General features: G+C 36.5%; 1 protein-coding gene. It reads left to right on the top strand.

Features of this window, described 5'->3' with window-relative positions; all coding sequences use genetic code 11:
- Window positions 1-10 precede the first annotated feature (10 nt).
- Window positions 11-326: DUF4871 domain-containing protein (locus ACSG5Z_RS29940; protein ID WP_435712753.1), on the top strand; the 316-nt coding region annotated here is incomplete at its 3' end.

Raw genomic sequence — 326 nt, 5'->3', positions numbered from 1 at the left:
GTGTGACACCATGAAAAAAATCGGAAATATGCTACTTTTCTCTTTTCTCATCGCTGGATGCACACAAGCGCAACCTGATTCAGAAGCACCTAAAAAAGAAGACATCGCAACGTCATCCACTCAAGTTAATGCACCTTCCTTCTTTCATCTTAGCGTTTTAAAAGATGTAAATTGGGAAGAAACACCTTCCTTCATACAAGAAAAAATACCTTTAAAAGTCATCGAAGAAAAAATCGCAATGGCTGATAGTCCTATTATCGCAAAAGAAAAAAATGAAATAATGTGGTACTTTTTAGATCCTGAAATGCCAACTGGAAAACCTGACT

This window comes from Bacillus pretiosus (assembly GCF_051294775.1).
Lineage (GTDB): Bacteria > Bacillota > Bacilli > Bacillales > Bacillaceae_G > Bacillus_A > Bacillus_A wiedmannii.
Note: the sequence above shows the minus strand (reverse complement) of the source record. Positions and strands in the feature narration are given on the sequence as shown.